The following is a 21,754-nucleotide window of genomic DNA, read 5'->3' on the forward strand; positions in this document are numbered from 1 at the left end:
ATCAATAGGGTCTACTTCGATCGCTCTTTGGATTTCGCTTGTGACAGCAACCATGCACGAAATGCCAGCAGCAAAGGACTCTCGGCCTTCTCCTCGGGACAGGCAAAATAATACGAGCCGACGCTCTTCAAGGTGAGGTTCGACAATACCTTCAGCTTGCCGGACTTCAACTGGTCGGAAATCAGGAATTCGGGAAGCAGGGCGACGCCAAGACCGGCATTCGCCGCGCTTATCAAGGTAGATTGAATATCGAAACGCGGCCCGCGGATCACATTCGTCCCGCCAAGCTCCGCAGCATCGAACCAGCGGCGCCATGCATCGGGTCGCGTGACCAGATGCAGAAGCCGCAATTCGGCAATCTCACTCGGCTGCAATTTGGCGCGCTTGCCGATGAGGGTCGGCGATCCGACCGGCAGAAGGATTTCATCGAACAGATGATCCGCTTGCGTGCCGGGCCAGTCAGGTTGACCAAAGTACAGCGCACCATCGAGCGCGGTCTCGCTGAAGAAGAAACGCGTATTCCGCGCACTCACATTGACGACAACGCCGGGATGGCGCGCGTAGAAGTCCGGCAGGCGCGGAATAAGCCATTGCGCGCCGACGGTGGGTAGCGCCGCAACGTCCAGAACGGTCCCCTCTGCCTCGTAACCCATGATCTCAAGCGCATCGCGCTCGATCCGCTCGATTGTCTGCGCCACTCTGGTGCTGTAGGCCGCACCTGCACGCGTCAAGGTGATCCGCTTCTTGATCCGATAAAACAGTTTAACGCCGAGTTGCGTCTCCAGCTGCGCAATCTGCCGCGACACTGCACTTTCGGTCAGCGCGAGTTCGCTGGCGGCACGCGTGACGCTGAGGTGCTTGGCAGCCGCACTAAACGCCATTAGCGCGCTGAGGCTCGGTATTCTGGGGCGCATAGTTCATTCCGGTAACGCAAGACGTCTGCAGATTAAATTGTTTGCTTGCCTAAGCACAAGGCAGCAATCTCCTTGCAGATGACGAATGTAATCATGAAGGGTCTTTACCGAGGTCGCCAAGGTGTTTGAAAAATGAGCAACGCGAAGCTTCCCGTCATCATCGCTGGTGCAGGACCGGTCGGCATGGTCGCCGCCGCTGATCTGGTGCGGCAAAACATCCCGGTTCTGGTGCTCGAGAAAGGCGCTGTGCTGGCCAGCGAATCGCGCGCGTCGACGTTCCATCCGCCCACATTGGACATGCTTGAAAATCTCGGCTTCGCCCGCGCATTGATCGAACAAGGCCTGAAGGCGCCGACGGTGCAGTACAGTTCATCGGAAGACGGCGTGCTCGGAACATTCGACTTCGCGGCGATCTCCGATCTTGTGCGACATCCATTCCGTCTGCAGGCAGAGCAGTTCAAGCTCACGCGCATCATTCTGGATGGCTTGTCCGGCAATCCCCTGTTCTCGATCGCATTCGGCAACGAGCTGAAATCCGTCGAGCAGACCAGCTACTCCGTCAAGCTGATGGTCAGCGCCAACGGCCGCGACGCGACCTACGAATGCGATTGGCTGATCGGCGCCGATGGCGCGAACAGCGTCGTTCGTCGCACCCAGGACATGGAATTCGAGGGCTTCACCTGGCCGGAGCGGTTCCTGGTGATGACGACACCGGTCGATTTCACGGCGCTGCGGCCGGGCGTATCCCCTGTCAGTTATGTTGCCGATCCCGTACGGTGGCACTTCCTTCTGCGCATCCTCGGCGCGTGGCGCGTGATGATGCCGGTGGCTGCGGACATGTCGGATGATGAGGCACTGTCCGACGCCCATGTGACGGCCTCGATCCGGCGGATCGTTCCCGCGGAGGTGGATGCCCCGATCCTCCATACGACGCTCTATCGCGTGCACCAGCGCGTTGCCACGACGTTCCGGAAGGGCCGCAGCTTTCTGGCCGGTGATGCCGCCCACATCAACAATCCGCTCGGCGGCATGGGCATGAATGGCGGCATTCATGATGCACTGAACCTGACGGCGAAGCTGGGCCCCGTCATCAATGGTGCGGCGGACGAGCGCATTCTCGCCGACTATGATCTTCAACGCCGCACCGTCACCATGCAGGCCATTCAGGGTGACACCATTCGCAACAAGAGGAATCTGGAAGCAAAGGACGAAGCCGATCGCGCGCGTTTCCGCGACGACATCCGCGCGGCGGCTGCCGATCCGGAAAAGGCGCGAGCGCTTTTGCGCCGGATCGCAATGCTCGACTCGCTCGAACGGGCGGACTCGCTGCACGTTGCCGAGCCGTGATCGAGGTGATCACGAGTTCTGTCTTGAACAATATCAACCAGCCTCTCGGCTGGATAAGAACCGCCTCAATGGGAACGCCAGTAAACTTGGAGGAGCCAAAATTATGGTTCCGGATGTTCAGAACGCCAACCAAGGATTTACCGATGAAGCGGATCACGTTAATTTTCGCGGCACTCTTGTCGCCAGTATATCTCGGAGTGCCCGGCCCGGCAGCCGCCGCCGGGTTCCCTGAAACGGCGATCACGATCGTGGTCCCATACCCGCCCGGAAGCACCGCCGACACAATTCCACGATTGGTAGGTCCGTTGATGTCCAAGTCGCTGGGCGTTCCGGTGATCATCGAGAATCGCGGCGGCGCGAACGGATCGATCGGCGCAGTTCGCGTCGCCTCCGCACCAGCCGATGGTCATACGATCCTGCTTGCGACCTTTGGCATGCTCGCCGTCAATCAATGGATCTATGAAAAGCCAGCATACAATCCTGAAAAGGATTTCACGCCGATCACCAATGGCGCATCGACGCCGAATATCCTCGTCGTCAATCCGTCGATCAAGGCAAGTTCGTTGAAGGAATTGGTGGCACTGGCAAAAGCCGAGCCAGGCAAACTGACGTTTGCGTCAGCCGGCAATGGGAGCACAAGCCATTTGTGTGGCGAGACGTTGAAGATGCTCGAAGGCATCGATAGCGTTCACGTCCCCTACCAGGGAGCAGCTCCGGCACTTCAGGCTGTTATCGGTGGTCAAGTGTCCATGATGTGCGACAACCTATCGAATGTCGTTCAGCAGGTACAAAGTGGAGCGCTAAGGCCAATCGTCGTGACCGCCGCTGAACCAAGTAAACAGCTACCCGATGTTCCGACATCACCGCAGGCGGGATCACCTGATCTCCTCGCAGGGAACTGGTACGGCTTTGTCGCTCCATCAGCGACACCCAAGGACGTGATCGAGAGGCTCAACGAGTCCATCGTGGAAGCGTTACGAGACCCTACGGTCTCAGCTCGCCTGGAAAGCCTTGGCTTGACCGTGATCGCGGACAAGGCCGATGCGTTCGGAGCGCTTATCGCCAAGGATTCCGCGCGGATGGAAAGTATCGTGAAGCGCACAACAGCGAAGATATCCAACTAGGACCACGTCGCGCGCCTCACGACACATTCAACGCGCCTACATCATGAAACCGTTAAAGAAGGCAGCGAGTTGCTCAAAGCCGTCGAGCGGGAGGACATGCGCGACATATTGATCGGGCCGCACCACCACCATGCAGCCACGTTCGCGATCGATGCCGCGCGTGCTGAAGATGTCGCCGCTCCGTCGGTCGGCGCTAAAAATCTTTTCGTAGTCGCGAAGTCCGAAGCGTCCCTTCGCCGGCAGCAGGAAGCCCGGCATGGTCTCGACGGCGAGATCGTGATGGCTCTGCTGAAAGATCGCGCGCACATCGATCACCGAATCGATATCCTCCCCTGCCGGGGTAAATTTTCGAACCGGTGACTGAGGTGCGTCGGCAAGAAAGTGGCACAGCCGGCCAATACCGGAATGCGGCGCGGCCGGATCTTCCGCGCCACCAAAGGCGAAGATGCGCCAGCGGCCGTCTGCCTTCACCGTATGACCGAGGTGGATCGGCTTGGCGTCGGCGACGCGGATCACCGGCGCCGAATGCAGCCGCATGCCGATCGTGAGGCCCGCGGCCAGATGCTGATAAGTGGCGTCGCCGGTCAGGATCGAGGGCTGGTATTGCGCCGCCGTTCCCGCGGTGTAGCGGCCGTGCCGGACGAAATAGCTTTGCGTCGCAGCCGGATCGAACCCGTTGCCATCTGCCGTCGCCGAGGATTTCGCGGCCGAGCTGAGCACTTCGGCCCATTCGCGATCGAAGTCGATCAATTCCTTGGCGATGGCCTGACGTTCCGCCGAATAGGTATGCAGCAGCGCCGATGGGCTTCGCTTGCGCAAAACAGAAGCGAGCTTCCACCCCAGATTGAAGCCGTCCTGCATCGAGACGTTCATGCCCTGCCCGGCTTTCGGGCTGTGGGTGTGGCAGGCGTCGCCGGCGATGAACACGCGGGGCAGGCGCGCTGGATTGTCCGCCGAGACGTCGTCGAACTTGTCGCACAGCCGCTGGCCGATCTCGTAGACCGACCACCAGGGCACCTGCTTCACATCGAGTTTGTAAGGATTGAAGATCCGCCGCGCCGCCGCGATCAGGTCGTCGGAGGTGATGTTGCGATTGGAGACGCGTTCGCCGGCATCGAGCTTGTCGATCTCGATATACAGGCGAAACAGATAACCTCCCTCGCGCGGGATGATGAGCATGCTGCCGTCCTTGGCTGACTGGATCAACGTCTTGAATCGAACGTCGGGAAAATCCGTCACCGCCAGAACGTCCATCACGCCCCAGGCGCGATTGGCGGAATCGCCGTGGAGCGCACGCCCGATCGACTTGCGCACAACGCTGCGCGCACCGTCGCAGCCGACCACGTAACGTGCCTTGATGGTCTCGATCTGCCCTTCGTGCGCGGCATCGACGCGCTCGACCCTGACGGTCACCGCGTGCGGATTGACGTCGTCGCCGGACAAGGTCGCATCGACCTCGAGATCGAGCAGGCGCCGCCCGTAATAAGGCTCCAGCGCGGCGGGGGATTTGCGCATGATGTCGAGGTAGAAATCATGCACCCGCGCCTGGTTCAGCACGACATGCGGAAATTCCGACAATCCGTCTTCGGTATCCTGCACGCGTCCGCTGCGGACGATGTTCTCGCGCACCCTGTCGTCCGGCTTCCAGAACGTCGTTTCGTTGATCCAGCAGGCTTCCTTCAGCACCCGCTCGCTGAAGCCAAAGGCCTCGAACATCTCCATGGTGCGGCAGGCAACGCCGTCGGCCTGGCCGCGGAGCAGCGGTCCCGGTTTCTGCTCGACGATGCAGGTCTTGATGTCGGGAAAGGCGGCCAATTGCGCCGCCAGTGTCAAACCCGCGGGCCCGCAGCCGATGATGAGGACGTCGACTTCTTGCGGCAGCGGACCGGAAGCGCCCGATCCGGCATCCCGCCTGGCCGGATCCGCAATCGTGGGGTCCCCGGGTTCGAATCCGTTGAGATGAAATTGCACGAGGCCTCCTGAGCTTCGATCGCACCGCTTGGGGTTGCCCAAGTCTTTACCCAAGCATACTTCGACCTGAGCATACCATGCAGCAAAGGGTGGAGGACAATCATGATCGAGATCGTTCAGGCATTCGACCGGGCGCCGATCGCGCAGCTCAAGGGTGACGACGCAGCCGCCCTCGAACGCAAGATCGAGGCCGCCCGGCGGGTGTTCGCCGATCGCGGCGCGTGGCTCAAGCCGCATCAGAGGATCGATATCCTTCGCAAGCTGGCCGGGCTGATGGCAGGCAAGCGCGCACATCTCGGCCGTCAGATAGCGCGCGAGGGCGGCAAGCCTTTGACCGATGCGCTGATCGAAGTGGATCGCGCCATCGACGGCGTCGGGTGCGCCATCGATGAACTGCGCGTCCGCGCGGGGCGCGAAATTCCGATGGGATTGACGCCGGCGGCCGATAATCGGCACGCCTTCACCATCCTGGAGCCGATCGGGGTTGTTGCGGCGATCTCCGCCTTCAACCACCCGCTCAATCTGATCGTCCACCAGGTCGTGCCGGCGGTCGCGGTCGGCTGTCCCGTGATCATCAAGCCGGCGCTGACCACGCCGCTCTCCTGCCTCGAATTGGTCGGTCTGTTGCATGAGGCCGGGCTGCCGGAGCCGTGGTGCCAGAGTTTCCTCCCGGAAACCAACCAACTTGCCGAGGCGCTGGTGACCGATCCGCGGATCGCCTTCCTCAGCTTCATCGGCTCGGCCAAGGTTGGGTGGCTGCTGCGCTCCAAGCTGCCGCCTGGAACGCGCTGCGCGCTCGAACATGGCGGTGCAGCCCCCGTCATCATCGACCGCAGTGCCGATCTTGGCCGGCTCATCGAACCCCTAGCGAAAGGCGGCTACTACCACGCCGGCCAAGTCTGCGTATCGGTGCAGCGCATCTTCGTTCATGCCGATCTTCTCGGGCCGTTGCTCGATGGCTTCGCCGCCCGCGTCGCGGCCCTCAAGGTCGGTGATCCTGTGCTGGCGGAGACCGAAGTCGGCCCGCTGATCACGCCGCACGAAGCCGACCGGGTTTCGAGCTGGATCGATGAGGCGGTCGCCGGAGGCACCCGCCTCATCGGCGGCGGACGTTTGAGCAACACGGCGCTGCGGCCGGCGATCCTGGTCAATCCGGCGCGCGATGCCAAGGTTTCGACACTCGAAGTGTTCGGACCGGTGACCTGCGTCTATCCGTACACGCAGCTGGACGACGCTATCACCGCTGCCAATGCGCTTCCCTTCTCGTTCCAGGCCAGCATCTTCACCGAGGATCTCCGCACCGCGTTTACCGCGGCCGAGCGCCTGGCGGCCTCGGCGGTAATGGTCAACGACCATACCGCCTTCCGCACCGATTGGATGCCGTTCGCCGGACGGCGCCAGTCCGGCTACGGCGTGGGCGGCATCCCTGATACGATGCGCGAGATGACCGAGGAGAAGATGATCGTGTTCCGGATGTAGCGCGCAGCCGTTTTCCTAAGCGGGCAAGCCGGCGCTCTTGCGCGCCGCTATTGCGGATGCGGAAGGATGAACGCCGCGTCGACCATGGGCGGCACCGGCACGGCCGCGGTCTCCGACGGCACGTCGGGGAAACTGGTTTCCCAGCCGCCGCCCAGCGCCTTGAACAGTTGCACGAGGTCGAGCGCGACATTCGTCGTGCTGGTGGCGTATTGCTGATCGGCCTGCAGCAAGGTCCGTTCGGCGTCCAGCACCGGCAGGAATTCCGAAACCCCGTCATTGTAGCGGGCGCGGGCGAGATCGAGCGCGGCGCGGGCGTGATCGCTTTCCGACCGCAACCGGGCGCGGCGGGTCATTTCCAGCCGGTGCGCCACCAGCGCGTTGACGACGTCATGCCAGGCTTGCAGCACGGTCTTGCGGTAGGCGATGCCTGCCTCCTCCTGCTGCGCGCCACGCAGCTGAAGCGTACTGCGCAGCCGGCCGCCCTGGAAGATCGGCAGCGAAACGCTCGGCCCGAAATTATACTGCAGCGAGTTCGGCTTGTAGAGATTGCTGACGTCGAGGGCGTCGAAGCCGACGGTGCCGTTCAATTGCACGCTCGGATAAAAGTCGCCGACCGCGACGCCGATATTCGCGGTTGCCGCGTGCAACTGGTCTTCCGCGGCGCGGATGTCCGGGCGGCGGCGTGCCAGTTCGGAGGGAATGCCGAGCGGAATACGGGGCGGACCTGTACGGAGCAGCGATTGCGACCCCACTACTCCGCGCAAGGCGCCGGGCGACTGGTCCAGCAGGAAGCTGAGTGCGTTGACATATTCGGATTCCTGCTGTTGCAATTGCGGGATCTGCGCCCGCACCGATTCGACTTGGGCTGCGGCGTTCTCGACATCGAGGCCATTCTGCACGCCGCGCTGCTGGCGCTGCTGGGCCAGCGTCAGGATATCGCGTTCGACCTTGAGATTGTCGTTGGCGATCCGGATCTGGGTCTGCACGCCGCGCAATTGCACATAATCCCTGGCGAGTTCGGCCAGGCTCGATACCAGCGCGTCGCGGCGTTGGTCGGCGGCCTGGTCGACACTGGCGTCGGCGGCTTCGACCTGGCGGCGGACCTTGCCCCAGAGGTCGAGTTCCCAGGAGGCGTCGAAGCCGGTGTTGTAGTCGTTGATCGCGCCGATGCTGAAGCCAGGACCGGCCAAAGGAGCAATCAGGCCAACGATACCGTTCGCGCTGTAAAGCTCGCGGGTGTACTTGGCATCGCCATTGAGCGACGGGAACTGCGCGGCGGCGGCGACGCCGCGCTGGTATCGGCTCTCGGCCAACCGCACCGTCGCGGTGCGGACGTCGAGATTGGCGGCAGCGACCTGCTGCTCGAGGTTGGTCAGCACTGGATCGCGAAACACCCGCCACCACATCGGATCGGTCGGCGCCGGCAAGCGCGCATCGGCAACAACCTTGCCGTTGTCGCCGTGGAACGAGACCTCCGGAAGGTTAGAATCGGGCTGCACGAAATTGGGGCCGACCGCGCAGCCCACCATCAGGCCGGAGGTTCCGATCGCAGCCAGTAGATTCCGCAGCGCGCGCGTGTTCATCACTCGGAAATTCATCAATGCGCTCCGCCGGGCCCGCCGCCGCCGGTCTTGGGCGATATCAGGAAACAGAATGGCACCACGATAAAGGCGACGATAGCGCAAAAGTAGAAGACGTCGGCATAGGCCAGCACCGTCACCTGGGTCCGGAACGACTGGTAGACCTGTCCGACGGCAACGTCGTGTGCCTGCGCCCCGACCCGTCCCAGCGAACGCAACGTGCGCTCATAGCCCGCGATCAGCGTCTGGTACGGCTGATGGAACGGGCTCGCCCATTGCGACAGATAGGTCTGGTGGACCTGCGAGCGTTGCGTGATCTGCGCGGTGGATAACGAAATGCCGATCGACCCGAACACGTTGCGGAACATCGAGAACAGCGCCGCCCCGTCACCATTGAGACGCCGCGGCAAGGTCAAATAGGCGACCGTGCTGATCGGAACAAACAGGAAGCCGAGGCCGGCGGTCTGCGCCGTCCGCATCAGCACCAGCGTCCTGAAATCGATACCCGGCGTGATCGTACTGGAAAACAGCAGCGCCAGCCCCATGATGGTGAACCCGATCGCGATCACGAAACGGGTCTGCACCACGGTCATCAAGCGGCCGACGATCGGAATGATGATGATGACGGCGACACCTCCGGGCGATAATATCAGCCCCGCCCATGTCGCGGTGTAATTCAGGGTCTGCTGGGCGAATTGCGGAATGATGACCGCGCTGGCGTAAAGGATCGCGCCCATCGCGCCAATCAGGATGCAGCCGGTCGCGAAATTGCGATCCTTGAAGACTTCCAGATTGACGATCGGCCTCTTGGCGGTCAGCAGCCATCCGATCGCGCCGAGGATGCCGAGAAAGGCGATCACCGCCATCAGCCAGATGAATCCGGACTCGAACCATCCGTCATCCTCGCCGCGGTCCATCATGATCTGCAAGGCGCCGAGCCCGAGCGTAATCAGCGACAGGCCGATATAATCGATGCCGCGGCTGCGCTTGTTCTTCACCCAGGGCGGATCCTCGACCAGGATAGAAACCAACAGCACCGCGACCATGCCGACCGGGATGTTGAGAAAGAAAATCCAGCGCCAGCTCGCCTGGTCGGTGATGTAGCCGCCGAGGGTCGGCCCCAGTACCGGTGCGACGATGGTCGCGATCGCCGTGACGCCGAACGCCGCGCTGCGCCTCGCCGGGGGGAAGGTATCGAGAATGATGGATTGCTGGTTGGGCTGCAATCCGCCGCCGAAAAAGCCCTGCGCCAGCCGGTAGATGATGATCTGCGTCAGGCTGGTCGCGCTGCCGCAGAGGAACGAGCACACCGTGAACATCGCGATGCAGATGATGAAATAGCGCTTGCGGCCGAACACGTCGCTGAGCCATCCCGAGATCGTCAGCACGATGCCGTTGGCGACCAGATATGACGTGAGCGCCCAGGTCGCCTCGTCGTTGCTGGCGGAAAGACTGCCGGCGATATGCGGCAGCGCCACGTTGACGATCGTGGTGTCGAGGATTTCCATGAAGGCCGCCAGCGTCACCGACACCGCGATCAGCCAGGGATTATAAGCAGGCTTCCAGGCAGCCGCCGGCGCCGAGGCCGTGGCGTCGACCGCGCTCATCTGACGGTTACCGACGGATCGACCGAGATGCCGAGCGGCAACGGGATATTCGGATCGAGACCGCTGTCGATCACGATCTTGACCGGCACGCGCTGCACCACCTTGACGAAATTACCGGTGGCATTTTCCGGCGGAAAGGCGGTGAACTTGGAGCCCGATCCGAGTTGAATGCTGTCGACATGGCCACGCAGGTCGAGATTTGGGTAGGCGTCGACCTTGATCCGCACCGGCTGCCCCTTGCGCATGTCGGCGAGCTGGCTTTCCTTGAAGTTGGCGGTGATCCAGACTTCGGGCGCGACGATCGAAAAGATCTGCTGGCCCGCGGTGATGTAATTGCCGGCCTCCACATTGCGCTTGGTGATCCAGCCATCCTGCGGCGCCTTGACCTGCGTCCACGACAAATTGAGGTTGGACTGATCGAGCCTGCCCTGGGCCTGCTCGACCTGGCCCTTCAACTGCCCGACCTGCGCATCGGTCTGTCCGATCAACTGCGTCACCGGCGAATTCTGCGTGACCTGCGCCTGCGCCAGCGCCACCTGAGCCTCCGCCTGTTTCATCGAGGCGGTGGCTGCGTCGACATCCTGCTGCGACGTCGCAAGCTTGGGCAGGCTCTTCTGGCGATCGAAATCGGCCTGCGCCTTGGCGAGATTGGCTTGCGCGTTGGCAAGCTGCGCCTGCGCCTGCGCGAGTTGCGCCGGAAAATTCTTGCGCCCGATTTCCGCGCCGAGTTGCTGGCCGGAAAACTGCGCCTTTGCGGTCGAAAGCGCCCCCTCCTGCTGCTCTCGGTCGTTGATGTATTGTCGCGGATCGATATGGATCAGCACCTGATCCTTCTTGACGAACTGATTGTCGGTGACGTCAAGCGAAACCACGGTACCCGCGACCTGCGCCGAGATCGTGATCGCGCGCCCGTCGGTGTAGGCGTCGTCGGTGCTTTCGAGATTGCGGTTTTCGATCCAGTAATAGAGACCGGCTGCGATCAGCAACACCACGACCACGATGCCGATCACGGCAATCAGGGGCCGGCGCTTTTTGCGCGTCGCCTCGTCCGCCGCATTGCTCGCGTCCTCTTTGGCGTTGGCGTCCGCCGGCTTCGCCTTGTCGCCCGCGTCCATTGACGAATCCTTGGACGGATCCTTCGACGGTTTCTTGGCAGGCGCCGGGGTGACCTCACCCTGGGCTGCGGCGTCATGCTTATCGTCGGTAACGGTGTCGGTCATCGCATCCCGGTCCGTGAATATTGTTGCCGGAGCCGGCAAGGGGCCGGAAACTTAACCGAACTCATTGGTACGGTTTATAATGTGGGCTATACCTGAGTCAACAAGTGCAAACCAGTTCAACACGAACGACGAATGACAAACGTGAAAGTCAAAACCGCACGCAAGGTTCCACGGGGTGAAGCGCGGCGAACGGAACTCGCCGAGATCGCCGAGCGCCTGTTTCTGAAGCATGGCTTCGCCGAGACGACGATGCAGATGATCGCGCTGGAGGCTGAAGCATCGAAGGAGACGCTCTATCGCCACTTCGCCAGCAAGGAAGCGCTGTTCGCGGAATTGATCAACGCGAGAGCGGTGACGGTAGCTGGCCCTCAAAGCGCGCTGGCACGGGACGAGCCACCGGAGACCGCTCTATTGGAGCTCGGCATGAGCCTGATGAATCTGATGATGAAGGGCGAGGCGCCGTCTCTATTTAATGTCGTTCTTGCCGACGCGCGACGCGCGCCGGATCTGGCCCGCATTTTTTACGACCAGGGCCCGGGTGCGACGCTGAGGCGGCTCACGGTCTATTTGCGATCGGCCACGCAGCGCGGACAGCTTCGCTGTCCGAACCCTCATCAAGCCGCAAAACTGTTTCTGGGAGCCGTGATCTCTCATTATCATCTGCACTGCCTGATCGGTCAGCCGCCGGCGCCTCTGAGTTCCACCGAGATGAGCGAGCACGTTCGGGCCGCCGTTGAAATGTTCATGTCGCATTTCGGCGTCTGACGAAACGATCGTTCAAAATCTCAGCAAGCCTCGCGTAATTCATCGGCAAGGTCACCAATTGAGGCGTCATTTAGCTTTCATTAAGGTTTCATTAATCACGAGAATTTGTTGTGGTTCCAATGTGTTGGGTTCTCTCTCGGTGTGACCTATCGGTGACAGCTTTTTATTCAAAACGTGTCTAAGTGCGCGCCATGGAACGAGCCGATGACACGGCCAACTCTTAAAAAAATAATTCGTCTGGAGAATTACAAATGAAGAAGACTCTACTCGCTACTGTGGCCGTGCTCGCACTCGGCGCGACCGTGCCTGCACTCGCGGCCGATCTCGGCGCGGCTCCCCGCACCTACACCAAGGCTCCGGCCTATATTCAGCCGATCTACAACTGGACCGGCTTCTACATTGGCGGTCACGTCGGTGGCGCGTTCTCGGGCAGCAACAGCCTGGAAGGCGACAGCCGTTTCCTCGGCGGTATCCAGGGCGGTGCGGACTATCAGTTCGGCAACAACTGGGTGATCGGCGCTGAAGTTCAGTACAGCTGGACCGGCAACAACAACGGCGGCGTGACGCTCCCGGGTGGTGTGATCGTCAACTCCAACAGCGATCAGCTCGGATCGGTCACCGGCCGTCTCGGCTATTCGTTCGGCCCGACCTTGCTCTACGCCAAGGGCGGTTATGCGTGGAAGGATAACAACACCCTGACCGCGTCGCTGGCCGGCGTGCCGGTCGCCCTCACCGGCGGCAGCAACAATGATGGTTACACCGTCGGTGCGGGCCTCGAATACATGTTCGCCCCGAACTGGTCCGCCAAGATCGAATACCAGTATTACAACTTCGGCAGCACGACCTTCCTGACCGCCGGCAACGCGTTCGGTACCCGCATCACCGACGACGAGCACACCGTCAAGGGCGGCATCAACTATCGCTTCAACTGGGGTGGCCCGGTTGCCGCGCGTTACTGATCGCTTCTGATCTGATCGACGGAAAGGCCGGCCTCGCGCCGGCCTTTTTGTTTTTGGAGCACGACCGCGAGAAGCTGGTCTGCATAAAAGTTGCGCAAACCGCCTCGATTTGCTTATTTTATTAACTGCGTAGCCGGATACTGCCGCCCGAGTTTCACCCTGCACGGGTGAAGGCAGGGCGAGGCAGAACGCATGAGTTTCCGATCTTTGGTTTCCCGATTCTCCATCCGCAAATTTCTGAAATTCGGCTTCTTGCGCCCGCAATGGGGCGTCAGGGGCAGCCTGTTTGCCGCCTTCGCCGTGATCGCCGGCATGGCCATCGTGATCAGCGCCGGCGCAGGCCTGGTGCTCGGGCAACTCGGCAAGGCGATGGTCGATCTCAGCGGACGCGACATTCCACGCCTTGCAGCCAGCCTGCAATTGGCCGCGCAAAGCGCCAGCCTCGCCAGCCAGGGCCCGGCATTATTGGCGGCGCGGACCGCCGACGTGCTCGACGAACGCGCCAAAAAAATGAAGGAAACCCAACAGATCGCGCTTCGAAAGCTCGGCGAGATCACCGAACTCGGCGCCGACAAGGCCGTGGTCGCCGCACTCGGCGAAACCGTCAAGAATATCGACGACACGATCAAGAGCCTCGGCTCCGCGGCCCGCGAACGGCTGGAGATCGCAGCCCTGCATGAGCGTCAATATAATGCCCTGCGCGGCGCCCAGGTCGGCTTCGTGGCCGCCGCCAGCCCCGCGATGATGGATGCCCAGAGCCAGATCAATGCCGTGCTCGGCTCCGCGCAGCTTTCCGCGGATGATGCGACGCAGGCAGCCAGGACCGTCGACCAGCTCGGCAGTGTCATCGCCGGCGGTCATCAGGCGGCCTCGGAGATGAACGCCGCGCTATCGGCCAACAACAGCGACACGCTCGAAGCGATCGAAAAGGAATTCAAGGACACCAAGGCGCGCCTCAAATCGAACTTCGATCTGCTGCCGAAAAATCACGAGAACAAGGGCCTCGGGGACGCCGCGCAGAAATTGCTGGTGCTGGGCGAAGGCAAGACCGGCGTCTTCAAGATTCGCCAGAAGGAACTGGACGCCAGCGACTACGGCGATGTCATTCTCGAGGAAACCGGCAAGCTCAATGTCGGCCTCGGCATCAGCGTGCAACAGCTCGTCGACGGCGTGCAGAAGGAAACCGATGCATCGACCTGGCAGGCGCGCCGGGAGATTTCCTTGGCCACGACGGTGATGCTGGCGCTCGGCGCCCTCACGCTGGTCGGATCCGCGCTGTTCGTCTGGCTCTATGTCGGCCGCAACATCCTGCGCCGGATTCGCGCGCTGCAACGCTCGATGCAGCTTTTGTCCGATGGCGATCTGCAGTCCGAAATCTATCAGAGCCACCAGCACGACGAAATCGCGTCGATGGCAAGCTCGCTGCAGATCTTTCGCGAAAGCATGATCGAGGCCCGCTCGATCAGCGCCGACCAGGACAGCGATCGCGCCGCGAAGGCCGAACGCGCGTCCCGCATGGAAGCCCGGATTGTCGAGTTCGAGGCCACCGTCCGCACCGCGCTGGACAGCCTGCAAGGCTCGGCCAACTCGATGCAGGTCACCGCCGAATCGATGACTGCAACCGCCGATCAATCCAGCGCGCTGGTCAACGCGGTGGCATCGGCCGCGGAGGAAACCTCGGTCAATGTGCAGACCGTATCCGCCGGCACGGAACAATTGTCGTCGTCGATCGCCGAAATCGGCCGCCAGGTCGTCACCTCGGCAGAAATCGCCCGCAAGGCCGTCGATGAGGCCGGCGCAACCGATGCCACCATGCAGGGCCTCGCCGACAACGCCGCGCGTATCAGCGTCGTGATCGACCTGATCCAGACCATCGCCTCGCAGACCAATTTGCTGGCGCTGAACGCCACCATCGAGGCCGCGCGCGCCGGCGATGCCGGCCGGGGTTTTGCCGTCGTCGCCTCCGAGGTCAAAAATCTCGCCAGCCAGACCGCGAAGGCGACCGACGAAATCCGCAGCCAGATCGCCAGCATGCAGTCGGTGACGGAAACCGCCGTCGGCGCCATCCGGAGCATCGGCAACACCATCGGCGAGATCAACCAGGTCACCACCGCAATCGCCTCCGCCGTCGAACAGCAGGGGGCCGCGACGCGCGAGATCGCCCGCAACATTCAGCACGCCGCCGGCGGCACCAGCGAAGTCTCCAGCAACATCGTCGGCGTCTCGACCGCCTCCGCCGAGGCCGGATCGGCGGCCAACGAAGTCTTGAGCGCATCCAGCGCGCTGAGCCGCGAGGCCGAAATCCTGCGTTCGGAAATCGACATGTTCCTGTCCAACATCCGGGCGGCATAACCCCGGAACGACGGCCTAGGGATAGCCATGCGGCCTTTTCGGGGGTCGCATTTGCTTTTTCGGCTGGCGTCCCGCCGCGTGTGCCGCTAAGCCGGTAGCATGCATTCGAAGACAGACACGGTTCAGTCCTCAGCGGAGGCACTGCGATACCCTTGGGAGCAGCATCCCGGCCCCACCGAGGTGGTCGAGGTGATGCCCGGCGTGCTGTGGGTTCGGCTCAAGCTGCCGTTCCGCCTCAACCATGTGAACATCTATCTGCTCGCCGACGGCGACGGCTGGGCGATGGTGGATTCCGGTTTCGGCAACGAGGAAACGATCGCGGCCTGGACCGCGCTGTTCGAAGGTCCGCTGGCGCATGTCCATGTTACCAAGCTGATCGTCACCCATTCGCATCCCGACCATGTCGGGCTCGCCGGATGGATCGTCGAGCGCTTCGATTGCCCGCTCATCATGTCGCAGGTCGAGTATCTGCAATCGGTCTATCACCAGAACCGCGGTACCGAGGAGCGCAAGAACGCGCAACGGCTGTTCTTCCGCCGCCACGGCATGGACGAGGACCTGACCGATAAATTGCTCGGCCGCGGCCAGGAATATCTCAAGCGGGTTTCGGTGCTGCCGCCGTCCTATCGTCGCATCTCGCATGGCGACGAGATTTCGATCGGGACACGGCGATTCAAGGTCATCACCGGCGGCGGCCATGCGCTCGATCAGGTGATGCTGTATTGCGCCGCCGACAAATTATTCCTGTCGGCCGACCAGGTGCTGAGCAGGATTTCGCCCAATGTCAGCGTCTGGGCGGTCGAACCCGACCAGAACTCGCTCGGCGAATATCTGGCGTCACTGGCCAGCCTGACCACCACCCTGCCCTACGACGTCATCGTGCTGCCCGGCCATGGCGTGCCGTTTTACGGTTTGAAGACCCGGATCAAGCAACTGGCCGATCATCACGAGGAGCGTTGCCGGCTGATCGCCGATGCCTGCCGTGAGACCTCGAAGACCTCGCGCGAACTGGTGCCGGTGGTGTTCAACAAATACCCGCTCGACGTCCACCAGATGGGTTTTGCCTCGGGCGAACTGATCGCCCATGTCAACTACATGCTGGTCGAGGGACGCCTGACCTCCGAAGTGACCGATGGCGTGCTGGGTTTCCGGACCACCTGACGGCGATCCGGTCGACCGCAATTCCGCTCCGGCGGGCCGCCGTGGATGCCGGCACCGCGTCGGCGCGCGGGTACGGCCGAACCGACTGATTTTTAAAACAATTCTAAGCTGAATGAACCGGGTTCGGCCCCGTCGGCGTCGCATTTGGCCTATGGATGAGTGGAAGCTTCAAGGTGCCGACGCGCCGCGCGCGACAGATGAACCAGATGTCATGAGCCAGTTGCAGTGAGCCAGTTGCAGTGACCGAATTGCAGTCCTTGGGAAAAGCGAAGCGAGGTTTTGCGGGGCGAATTCATTCGATTCGCGCCGAGGATTGCGATTCGATTCTGCCGCCGGCCGAGCTCGAAAGCCGGCTGATCGAGATGGGCTTTGTCGAGGGCGCCAGCGTCGAAATCCTGCACGAAGGGATGTTCGGCAAGGATCCGATTGCCGTTCGCGTCGACAACGCGACGGTTGCCATCCGCCGCCGCGAGGCGATGGCCATCATGGTGGCCTGACCCATGCTTGCCCCGCCCATCACGTCGCTCAACCTTGCTTTGGTTGGCACCCCGAACAGCGGCAAGACCTCGTTGTTCAACGCGCTCACCGGCAGCCGCCAGCGCGCCGCGAACTATCCGGGCGTCACCGTCGAGCGAAAATCCGGAATGATTCAGACCCCGGGCGGGCGGGCGGTGACCGTGCTCGACCTGCCCGGGACGTATTCGTTGCGTGGACGAAGTCCCGACGAAGAGATCACGCGTGACGTCGTGTTCGGTGAAATCGCCGACGAGAAAATTCCCGACTGCATCGTTTGCGTTGCGGACGCCACCAACCTGCGGCTTAGTTTCCGGCTGCTGCTGGAGCTGAAGCAGGTCGGCCGACCGATGCTGCTGGTGCTCAACATGATCGACCTCGCGCGTCACCGCGGCATCGTGTTCGATCTGGACCGGCTGTCGTCAGAGCTCGGTATTCCCGTGGTGACGGCGGTGTCGGTGCGCAAAGGCGGCACCGCCGATCTGCTGCGCCACCTCGACGGGCTCATTCCGACTGATGCTGCCCCCAACACCTCCACAAACACTTGGCAGCCGCACTCGCCAACCGCGCTGCGCGCCTTGCAGCGGGAGGCCGACCGCATCATTGCCGCGACGGTAACGCCCCCGGCCAAGCCGGATACCGCGACGAACCGAATCGATTCCGTGGTGCTGCACCCGGTGGCTGGATTGCTGATCCTGTTGACGGTGCTGTTCGTAATGTTCCAGGCGGTGTTCAGTTGGGCACAGCCGGCGATGGATTTGCTGACCAACAGTTTCGCCGCGCTCGGACAACTCGTTCATGCCACGCTGCCCGACGGCCTGCTGCAGAGCTTCCTGCAGAACGGCGTGATTTCCGGCGTCGGCAGCGTCGTGGTCTTCCTGCCGCAGATCCTGATCCTGTTCCTATTCATCCTGCTGCTGGAGGATTTCGGCTACATGGCGCGGGCGGCGTTCCTGATGGACCGCATCATGGGCGGCGCGGGGCTGCATGGCCGTGCCTTCATTCCGCTGTTGTCGAGTTTTGCCTGCGCTATTCCCGGCATCATGGCGGCCCGCGTAATCGATAATAAACGCGACCGGCTGACCACGATCCTGATCGCGCCGCTGATGACCTGCTCGGCGCGCATTCCTGTCTATACGCTGATCATTTCGGCGTTCATTCCGCGCCGCGACCTGTTCGGCGGCATCAACCTGCAAGGCCTCGTGATGTTCGGCCTCTATGCCGCCGGCATCGCCAGCGCGCTCGCGGTATCGTTCGTCGCCAAGATCGTGATGTGGCGCGACTACGAACCCTCGCCGTTCATGATGGAACTGCCGGACTACAAGCTGCCGCGCGTCAAGAGCATCGCGCTCGGGCTCTACATGCGCGCCAAGATGTTCCTGCATCGCGCCGGCACCACGATCTTCTCGATGATGGTGCTGATCTGGTTCCTGGCCTCGTTTCCGCTGCCTCCGGCCGGCGCGGAAGGCCCTGCCATCAATTACAGCCTCGCTGCCATCATCGGGCGCGCGATCGAGCCGCTACTGGCGCCGCTTGGTTTCAACTGGCAGATCGCGGTGGCGCTTATTCCGGGCATGGCGGCGCGCGAAGTCGCGGTGGCGGCGCTCGGCACGGTCTACGCCATCGAGGGCGGCGACGAAGCCGCCGAACAGATCGGACACGTGCTCGCCGCGAACTGGAGCATTGCCACGGCGCTCTCGCTGCTGGCCTGGTATATTTTCGCGCCGCAATGCGCCTCGACCCTGGCGGTGATCCGGCGCGAGACCGGCAGCTGGAAATGGATGGCCGTCACCTTTGCCTACATGCTGGTGCTGGCCTATGTCGCATCCTTGCTGACCTACAACGTCGCGCGCGCGTTCGGCCTCGGCTGAAGTCAGAGCTTAATATTTCAACGGCAGAGGCTGATCGCCGAGCATACCCTTGGCGACGATGCTGCGGGCCGCGGCAGCGTCAAGCGCATGCCGGGCAATCAGATCGCCGCACTCGGCAACGATCTGGTCGGCATCCTGCATCAGCTTGAGCTGTTTGTAGCGGTCGTCGCGATGCAGCCCCATGCTCTCGCCGACGATTTCCAGCACATTGGCGATGCGGAACGGCCAGTCGCGCTCGTGCGCGCAGAGTTCGCGGTAATCGGAATGATAGACCACGGCCAGCGCATCGATCCCGGCTTCCGATGCCGCCAGCAATTCATTGCGCTGCAACTCGCGCCGGTAGGCCGGCAACACGTTGAGATTAACGCTTTGCAGGCCGACCGCGGGCTGGTTCAAATCGACCAGTTCAATCCCCGGGATCGCCCGCAGGATTTCCGCGGCGGCTTCCATGGTTCCCGGCACGCCGGGATGCTGATGCAGCGCGACCCGCATCTTGACCGGCCGACGCAGCAATGGCGCCAGCTCGGTGAGCCGGCCGCGCAGAAAGCGCAGGAATGGCGTCATCTCGAAGGGTTGCGCGCCGCCCTGGCGCTCGATCGCCGGGATCGTCGTCTCGGTGAACTGGACGTAGCAACTCGGACACCAGGAAATCACCTGACCGGACTTCGAATGCGACAGCTTCTCGATCGTGCTGGTGCCCATGCGGCCGGACATCTCGACATCGCCGGTGCGCAGTTGCGAGACGCCGCAGCAATGGGTCGGTCCGCCCATCACTTGATAGGTAATGCCGAGCGTATCCATGATGTCGAGGGCGAGCAGCGCGATGTGCGGGGTCTTGAGCACGTTGCAGCCGGTGTAGAACACGAAGTCCGGCGCCTCGCTTGGCGTCGCGGCCGGCGCCGGCTTCTGGCCGAGCCGCTCCAGCATCTCGTCATCGAGTTGCAGGCGGGACAGCATGGTGACGTCGCGGCTTATTTCGCGGAAGCGTGCGATGCCCTGGCGGCGGCGCTCCGGCAATTCATGATCGGTTTTGGCGAGGGCGACCCGCGCCATCGCCAGCAGAAAGCGCGGATTGACGCCATAGTCGCAGGCCTCGATACACTCGCCGCTGAGCATGCAGGCGGATGCCCATTGGCGCGACGCCTCCGGCCCCTCGCCGGTGCGCACGATATCGAGGATGCCGCCGATGATGTCGCCGGCGGTCATATCCGTGATCCCGGCCGGCGCGACGCTGGGGCAGACCTCGACGCATTTGCCGCAGCGCGTGCAGGCGTCGAGCATGTCGTCCACGCGGCTATCCAACGCCGTCTCGAAAGAGATCTCGCTCATCGGCTGCAACTCCGGTCCCTAGACCCGATTCACCCGGCAAAACGTACGCTACGCTCGTGACGATAGGCTACGCCGATCGGGCCATAAATGCGACGTGCAGGCCTCGCAACCCCGCCGCCCGCCAGCGGGCGGTCAAAAATCCGATTCCGGCTCGACATTAAACCTGGAAAAGCTCTAAAACGGAAATCCATCAAGGCCTATCGGCCAGGTTCCGTTCCAGATTTTGTCTCCAGGTTTCGCCATGGATTACAGCAAATTCTTCAGCGCCGCCCTCAATCGTCTGCATGATGAGCGGCGTTACCGGGTTTTTGCCGACCTCGAACGGATCGCGGGACGGTTTCCGCATGCGGTGTGGCATTGCCCGCAAGGTCCCCGCAACGTCGTGATCTGGTGTTCCAACGACTATCTCGGCATGGGCCAACATCCGAAGGTGGTCGGCGCCATGGTCGAGACCGCCACGCGGGTCGGCACCGGCGCCGGTGGAACCCGCAACATCGCCGGTACCCACCATCCCCTGGTGCAGCTCGAGCAGGAGCTGGCCGATCTGCACGGCAAGCAAGCCTCGCTGCTGTTCACGTCGGGCTATGTGTCGAACCAGACCGGCATTCCGACCATTGCCAAGCTCATTCCGAACTGCCTGATCCTGTCGGATGCGCTCAACCATAATTCGATGATCGAAGGTATCCGGCAAGCCGGCTGCGAACGTCAGGTGTTCCGCCACAGCGACATGGCCCATCTGGAAGAACTTCTGATCGCCGCCGGTCCCGACCGGCCCAAGCTGATCGTCTGCGAAAGCCTTTATTCCATGGACGGCGACATCGCGCCGCTGGCCAGGATCTGCGATCTGGCCGAGCGCTATGGCGCCATGACCTATGTCGACGAGGTCCACGCGGTCGGCATGTATGGCCCGCGCGGCGGCGGCATTGCCGAGCGCGACGGCGTCATGCACCGGATCGATATCCTCGAGGGCACGCTGGCCAAGGCGTTCGGTTGCCTCGGCGGCTATATCGCCGGCTCCGCCGATATCATCGATGCGGTGCGTTCCTACGCGCCCGGCTTCATCTTCACCACCGCGCTGCCGCCGGCGATCTGTTCGGCAGCCACCGCCGCGATCCGGCACCTGAAAACCTCCTCCTGGGAGCGCGAACGCCACCAGGACCGCGCCGCCCGGGTCAAGGCGATCCTGAATGCCGCAGGCCTGCCGGTGATGTCCAGCGACACCCACATCGTACCGTTGTTCGTCGGCGATCCCGAGCTGTGCAAGCAGGCCAGCGACCTCTTGCTGGAGCAGCACGGCATCTACATCCAGCCGATCAACTACCCGACGGTCGCCAAGGGCACCGAGCGGCTTCGGATCACGCCATCGCCCTATCACGACGACGGATTGATCGATCAGCTCGCCGACGCCTTGTTGCAGGTCTGGGAGCGCCTCGGCCTGCCGCTGCGTGAAAAATCGCTCGCCGCCGAATAATCCCGCCGAATAGCGTTAACCCCACTGGCATTAACCGCCACATCGCGGCGGGCCCCAAGCGGGCCCGGGCACCGTGCTTTACCGGTCTAAT

General features: G+C 62.4%; 16 protein-coding genes. 10 read left to right on the plus strand and 6 right to left on the minus strand.

Translation table 11 applies throughout. The features are described 5' to 3' along the window. Positions 1-11: 11 nt before the first annotated feature. The gene (locus tag GSQ88_RS29995; RefSeq protein ID WP_159011417.1) at positions 12-881 is read right to left on the minus strand and encodes a LysR substrate-binding domain-containing protein; all 870 of its coding nucleotides are present in this window, start codon (positions 879-881) and stop codon (positions 12-14) included. A gap of 165 nt (positions 882-1,046) precedes the next feature. On the opposite strand from GSQ88_RS29995, the gene GSQ88_RS30000 reads away from it, so the two are divergent. Next, positions 1,047-2,261: an FAD-dependent monooxygenase gene (locus GSQ88_RS30000; RefSeq protein WP_159011418.1), complete on the plus strand. Its 1,215-nt coding sequence runs from the start codon at positions 1,047-1,049 to the stop codon at positions 2,259-2,261. Between the two features lie 23 nt (positions 2,262-2,284). After that, complete coding sequence (locus GSQ88_RS30005) at positions 2,285-3,385, plus strand: Bug family tripartite tricarboxylate transporter substrate binding protein (RefSeq protein ID WP_159011420.1); 1,101 nt, start codon at positions 2,285-2,287, stop codon at positions 3,383-3,385. A 36-nt stretch (positions 3,386-3,421) separates the two neighbouring features. Here GSQ88_RS30005 and GSQ88_RS30010 read toward each other — a convergent pair whose 3' ends face one another. After that, a complete protein-coding gene (locus GSQ88_RS30010; protein ID WP_159011421.1) occupies positions 3,422-5,356 on the minus strand; it encodes an FAD-binding monooxygenase in 1,935 nt (644 codons plus the stop codon). A gap of 102 nt (positions 5,357-5,458) precedes the next feature. Here GSQ88_RS30010 and GSQ88_RS30015 point away from each other — a divergent pair, with 102 nt between their 5' ends. Then, entirely contained in the window at positions 5,459-6,835 is a 1,377-nt protein-coding gene (locus GSQ88_RS30015; RefSeq protein WP_159011423.1) for an aldehyde dehydrogenase family protein, read from the plus strand. A 47-nt stretch (positions 6,836-6,882) separates the two neighbouring features. Here GSQ88_RS30015 and GSQ88_RS30020 read toward each other — a convergent pair whose 3' ends face one another. From GSQ88_RS30020 to GSQ88_RS30030, 3 genes are read right to left on the minus strand one after another with little or no spacing between them, the layout of a single operon-like run. Beyond that, positions 6,883-8,433, minus strand: a complete 1,551-nt coding sequence (locus tag GSQ88_RS30020) for an efflux transporter outer membrane subunit (RefSeq protein WP_246785103.1) — start codon at positions 8,431-8,433, stop codon at positions 6,883-6,885. After that, the gene (locus tag GSQ88_RS30025; RefSeq protein WP_159011424.1) at positions 8,433-10,022 is read right to left on the minus strand and encodes a DHA2 family efflux MFS transporter permease subunit; all 1,590 of its coding nucleotides are present in this window, start codon (positions 10,020-10,022) and stop codon (positions 8,433-8,435) included. The genes GSQ88_RS30020 and GSQ88_RS30025 overlap by 1 nt, the downstream gene beginning before the upstream one ends. Then, on the minus strand, positions 10,019-11,242 hold the full coding sequence (locus tag GSQ88_RS30030) for an HlyD family secretion protein (RefSeq protein WP_246785105.1): 1,224 nt from the start codon (positions 11,240-11,242) through the stop codon (positions 10,019-10,021). Before GSQ88_RS30030 ends, GSQ88_RS30025 begins: the two co-directional genes overlap by 4 nt. A gap of 132 nt (positions 11,243-11,374) precedes the next feature. Between GSQ88_RS30030 and GSQ88_RS30035 the strand changes: the two genes are divergently transcribed. From GSQ88_RS30035 to feoB, 6 genes are all read left to right on the plus strand, one after another. After that, the gene (locus GSQ88_RS30035; RefSeq protein ID WP_159011426.1) at positions 11,375-12,007 is read left to right on the plus strand and encodes a TetR/AcrR family transcriptional regulator; all 633 of its coding nucleotides are present in this window, start codon (positions 11,375-11,377) and stop codon (positions 12,005-12,007) included. A gap of 251 nt (positions 12,008-12,258) precedes the next feature. Next, positions 12,259-12,966: an outer membrane protein gene (locus GSQ88_RS30040; protein WP_159011428.1), complete on the plus strand. Its 708-nt coding sequence runs from the start codon at positions 12,259-12,261 to the stop codon at positions 12,964-12,966. Positions 12,967-13,158: 192 nt separating this feature from the next. Then, on the plus strand, positions 13,159-15,318 hold the full coding sequence (locus GSQ88_RS30045; protein WP_159011429.1) for a methyl-accepting chemotaxis protein: 2,160 nt from the start codon (positions 13,159-13,161) through the stop codon (positions 15,316-15,318). A 99-nt stretch (positions 15,319-15,417) separates the two neighbouring features. Beyond that, positions 15,418-16,479 (plus strand): MBL fold metallo-hydrolase, encoded by a 1,062-nt coding sequence (locus tag GSQ88_RS30050; RefSeq protein WP_159011430.1) that lies wholly within the window; start codon positions 15,418-15,420, stop codon positions 16,477-16,479. Between the two features lie 239 nt (positions 16,480-16,718). Then, positions 16,719-16,976 carry a FeoA family protein gene (locus GSQ88_RS30055; RefSeq protein ID WP_159011431.1) on the plus strand — a complete coding sequence of 86 codons (258 nt, stop codon included), beginning with the start codon at positions 16,719-16,721 and terminating at the stop codon, positions 16,974-16,976. Positions 16,977-16,979: 3 nt separating this feature from the next. After that, a complete protein-coding gene (gene feoB / locus GSQ88_RS30060) occupies positions 16,980-18,863 on the plus strand; it encodes a ferrous iron transporter B (RefSeq protein ID WP_159011433.1) in 1,884 nt (627 codons plus the stop codon). Positions 18,864-18,872: 9 nt separating this feature from the next. Here the strand turns inward: feoB and GSQ88_RS30065 are convergent, their stop codons facing one another. Then, positions 18,873-20,192 (minus strand): 4Fe-4S dicluster domain-containing protein, encoded by a 1,320-nt coding sequence (locus GSQ88_RS30065; protein ID WP_246785107.1) that lies wholly within the window; start codon positions 20,190-20,192, stop codon positions 18,873-18,875. A 241-nt stretch (positions 20,193-20,433) separates the two neighbouring features. On the opposite strand from GSQ88_RS30065, the gene hemA reads away from it, so the two are divergent. Then, positions 20,434-21,663: a 5-aminolevulinate synthase gene (hemA, locus tag GSQ88_RS30070; protein WP_159011437.1), complete on the plus strand. Its 1,230-nt coding sequence runs from the start codon at positions 20,434-20,436 to the stop codon at positions 21,661-21,663. Positions 21,664-21,754 lie beyond the last annotated feature (91 nt).

Origin of the sequence: Bradyrhizobium sp. S69 (assembly GCF_009766005.1) — a bacterium.
In the GTDB taxonomy this organism is placed as follows: domain Bacteria; phylum Pseudomonadota; class Alphaproteobacteria; order Rhizobiales; family Xanthobacteraceae; genus Bradyrhizobium.

Coding starts and splice junctions, on each gene's coding strand:
- GSQ88_RS30025 (WP_159011424.1), bottom strand. CDS start 10,022: ATGAGCGCGGTCGACGCCACGGCCTCGGCGCCGGCGGCTGCCTGGAAG.
- GSQ88_RS29995 (WP_159011417.1), bottom strand. CDS start 881: ATGGCGTTTAGTGCGGCTGCCAAGCACCTCAGCGTCACGCGTGCCGCC.
- GSQ88_RS30020 (WP_246785103.1), bottom strand. CDS start 8,433: ATGAATTTCCGAGTGATGAACACGCGCGCGCTGCGGAATCTACTGGCT.
- GSQ88_RS30065 (WP_246785107.1), bottom strand. CDS start 20,192: ATGAGCGAGATCTCTTTCGAGACGGCGTTGGATAGCCGCGTGGACGAC.
- GSQ88_RS30045 (WP_159011429.1), top strand. CDS start 13,159: ATGAGTTTCCGATCTTTGGTTTCCCGATTCTCCATCCGCAAATTTCTG.
- feoB (WP_159011433.1), top strand. CDS start 16,980: ATGCTTGCCCCGCCCATCACGTCGCTCAACCTTGCTTTGGTTGGCACC.
- GSQ88_RS30040 (WP_159011428.1), top strand. CDS start 12,259: ATGAAGAAGACTCTACTCGCTACTGTGGCCGTGCTCGCACTCGGCGCG.
- GSQ88_RS30030 (WP_246785105.1), bottom strand. CDS start 11,242: ATGACCGACACCGTTACCGACGATAAGCATGACGCCGCAGCCCAGGGT.
- GSQ88_RS30035 (WP_159011426.1), top strand. CDS start 11,375: ATGACAAACGTGAAAGTCAAAACCGCACGCAAGGTTCCACGGGGTGAA.
- GSQ88_RS30050 (WP_159011430.1), top strand. CDS start 15,418: ATGCATTCGAAGACAGACACGGTTCAGTCCTCAGCGGAGGCACTGCGA.
- GSQ88_RS30000 (WP_159011418.1), top strand. CDS start 1,047: ATGAGCAACGCGAAGCTTCCCGTCATCATCGCTGGTGCAGGACCGGTC.
- GSQ88_RS30015 (WP_159011423.1), top strand. CDS start 5,459: ATGATCGAGATCGTTCAGGCATTCGACCGGGCGCCGATCGCGCAGCTC.
- hemA (WP_159011437.1), top strand. CDS start 20,434: ATGGATTACAGCAAATTCTTCAGCGCCGCCCTCAATCGTCTGCATGAT.